This window comes from Niveispirillum sp., assembly GCF_017996735.1.
Classification (GTDB): Bacteria; Pseudomonadota; Alphaproteobacteria; order Azospirillales; family Azospirillaceae; genus Niveispirillum.
The window spans coordinates 1-3,419 of record NZ_JAGOGJ010000259.1 but is presented as its reverse complement, the minus strand read 5'-3'; the positions used below and the strand labels follow the sequence as shown (position 1 = coordinate 3,419).

3 protein-coding genes are annotated in these 3,419 nt (G+C 63.8%); all 3 read right to left on the bottom strand.

Annotation, left to right across the window (positions count from 1 at the left end):
- Positions 1-126 precede the first annotated feature (126 nt).
- Entirely contained in the window at positions 127-951 is an 825-nt protein-coding gene (locus tag KBA48_RS32795) for a helix-turn-helix transcriptional regulator (protein ID WP_292912867.1), read from the bottom strand.
- A 58-nt stretch (positions 952-1,009) separates the two neighbouring features.
- Positions 1,010-2,680 (bottom strand): glucose-6-phosphate isomerase, encoded by a 1,671-nt coding sequence (gene pgi, locus KBA48_RS32790; RefSeq protein ID WP_292912866.1) that lies wholly within the window; start codon positions 2,678-2,680, stop codon positions 1,010-1,012.
- Between the two features lie 197 nt (positions 2,681-2,877).
- The coding region (locus KBA48_RS32785; protein ID WP_292912865.1) for a hypothetical protein at positions 2,878-3,419 on the bottom strand (542 nt) is incomplete at its 5' end.

Genomic DNA, 3,419 nt, shown 5'->3' with positions numbered 1-3,419 from the left:
GCTTGGCGGAACCCATCTGGGCCAGCGGTCATCCGCCGCTCAAACAGGCCGGACACATGAACGCATTCGACCCCAACAAATCATCTCGCCTACCCCTTGTTCCCAACGGGCCGTCCACACATGGTATCAGATGACCGTTTTGAACCAGGCCCGTGTCGGCTCGTCGGCTGGGTAGAACAGTTCGACCCTCAGGTTCTGCAGCCCCGCATCCAGCGGCGTTCCCACCATGGCGATGATGGAAAACAGCGACAGCCGCACCCCGTCCTTGGTGAAACGGGTATAAAGCGTGGGGGCATCCGTTGCCCCGTCGCCGAACGGGGCGGCCAGTTCCGTCAGCGACGGGTCGGTGAACAGATCGGCGAACGGGTCCGTGTCCACGGCCTGAAGCGGGTCTTCCAAAAGGGCTTCGGCCTTCAATCGACGGATCATCCAGGCCGCCACCTCTTCCCAATTCTCCACCAGATCGCGCATGCCGGGCGACAGCAGCAAACGGACAAGGTTGGGGTTGGACAGGCCGGCGATGGCGGGCCCGGCAAGGAAACCCAGCAGCCGCTGTGCCCCGCTGTTCGCCTGGATCAGATTGTAGTGCCGGTCCACGACAACGGCCGGGAAGGGGGCCTGGGTCTCCAGCATATGGGTGATCGCCGCTTTCACCGGCGCCATTTCGGGCGCTTCCAGCGGCGAACTGTCCCAGGCGGGGGCGAACCCTGCGGCCAGCATCAGGGCATTCTGGTGGCGTAACGGTACCGACAAGGCTGTGGCCAATTGCAACACCATGCCCCTGGACGGCCGCGACCGCCCCGATTCCAGAAAGGACAGATGCCGCTGGCTGGTATTGCAGGACAGCGCCAAATCCAACTGGCTGACCCCGCGTGAGGCGCGCCAGCGTTTCAGCAGCGGTCCAAAAGCCTCGGCATTATTGACGCGACGGCGCGGGGCGGGGGTGGACATGGCGGCTCCGGGCTTTGGGATTGCCTGCCTTTCTGCCATGCCACCGTCGCGCCGTCGATTACGTCACAGGTAATGACGGCGCCGTTCCGCCCACGCTGCCCGCGTTCACCACGCCGACCAGGCCGGCCGTGCTGGCATCATGTGGCTTGGGGCCTTCGCCTTCCAGTTCGGGCAGGATCACCTTGGCCAATTGCTTGCCCAGTTCCACGCCCCACTGGTCGAAGCTGTTGATGTTCCAGATGACGCCCTGCACGAACACCTTGTGTTCATAGAGCGCCACCAGCATGCCCAGGCGATAGGGGTCCAGCCGGTCCAGCAGGATGGTGTTGGTGGGGCGGTTGCCGGTGAAGATCTTGTGCGGCAGCAGAGTGTCCAGCGCCGGCCCCGCCTTGCCCTCCTTCATCAGTTCGGCGCGTACTTCCTCGGCGTTCTTGCCGCGCATCAGCGCTTCGGTCTGGGCCAGCGTGTTGGACAACAGCATGGCATGGTGCCGGCCCGTCGGGTTCTGGCTGCTGATCGGTGCGATGAAATCGCAGGGGATCAGGTGCGTGCCCTGGTGGATCAACTGATAGAAGGCGTGCTGACCGTTCGTGCCGGGTTCGCCGAAAATGATCGGGCCGGTGGCATAGTCCACCTCGTTGCCGTCGCGGTCCACCGACTTGCCGTTGCTTTCCATGTCCAGTTGCTGGAGATAGGCGGGCAGGCGGGCCAGATACTGATCATAGGGCAGGACGGCATGGGCCGTGGCGCCGAAGAAATTGCCGTACCAGACACCCAGCAGGCCCAGGATCACGGGCATGTTCTGCGCCAGGGGGGCGGTGCGGAAATGCTCATCCATGGCATGGGCACCGCCCAGCAGCTCCCCGAACTTCTCGGGCCCCACCATCAGGGCGATGGGCAGGCCGATGGAGGACCAGAGGCTGTAACGCCCGCCGACCCAGTCCCAGAAGCCGAACATATTGTCCGTGTCGATGCCGAACTTTGCCACTTCCGCCGCGTTGGTCGATACGGCTACGAAATGCTTGGCCACGTCATCGGCGCTGCCGCCATTGGCCAGGAACCAGTCACGCGCCGTATGGGCATTGGCCAGGGTTTCCTGGGTCGTGAAGGTCTTGGACGCGATGATGAACAGGGTGGTGGCGGGATCGACGCGCTTCAGCACCTCGGCAATGTGGGTGCCGTCCACGTTGGATACAAAATGCGCCGCCAGATGCGGATGGTGCCAGGGCGTCAGCGCCTGCGTCACCATCACGGGACCAAGGTCGGAACCGCCGATGCCGATATTGACGATGTCGGTGATGGCCTGACCGTCATAGCCGCGCCATTCGCCATCGCGCACCTTGTGGCAGAAGGCGTACATGCGGGCCAGCACCTCGTGCACGCCCGGCATCACGTCCTGGCCATCCATCAAGATGGGGCGGTCGACGCGGTTGCGCAGGGCAACATGCAGGACGGCGCGGTCCTCCGTGATGTTGATACGGTCGCCGCTGAACATGGCGTCGCGCATCTGTTCCAGCTTCTGCTGTCCTGCCAGATCGACCAGCAGGGACAGCGTCTCGTCCGTTACACGATTCTTGGCGTAATCCAGCATCACGCCATCCACGATGATGCGGTAACGCTCGAAACGGCCGGGATCGGCGGCGAACAGGTCGCGCATCGTGGTGCCGTCGAAACTGGCGCGATGGGCGGCAAGGGCCTGCCAGGCGGGGGAACGGGTCAGGGCGGACATAGGTCTTTCTCTCCGGCCGGAACGCTGATCTCTGCCCGCGATTGATACCATGCCGCGCGCCGCCCACAAGCCTGTAGCCGGCCTGGATCGCGTCGGACGCCCCTTTTTGCCGAACCGTGCCAATGTTGCGACAGTAAATGGAATCGCGTTCAGTTTACGTAACTACGCTACATGACAGGGCTGGGTGACACGCCGGATCAAAAAGCCTCCGGATCGCCCTCGAACGGGGCCGGGGGGCCGACGCGATAGCCCTTGTCCTGGTTGAAGCGCATACCCGCCTTGGCCGATGCCATCTTTTCGCTGGCGGCCCAGACCATGTAGCGGCGTCCCGCTTTCCAGGATTTCACCACCTCGTCCGGGGCGTTGCGCGCCAGATTGTTGAAGTCGGGATGGTTGATCTGGAAAACATAGGCCTGGTCGCCCATGTTTTTTCGCTCGTCGAACACATAAATCTGCGACTCGGTACCCTTTTCCCGCTCGGCCTGTTTTTCGCCATCCTCGATCATCTCGTTCAGGCGATCCAGTTCCAGCCGCATCTGCTGTTCCTCCCGGCGCAGGGCCAGGGTACCGGACGCCCGCTCACGCATCCCGCGGCTGGCCGTGCCGACGCGCCCTTGCTGTCCTTCATGCAGCTTGCGGGCACGGCGCAGGCGCTGGCGCGTGTGGGCCACCATCTGCAAGGCGACCACCCCGCCGCCCAGGATGCCGAACATCAGGGGCAGCAGGTCGAACAGCCGGT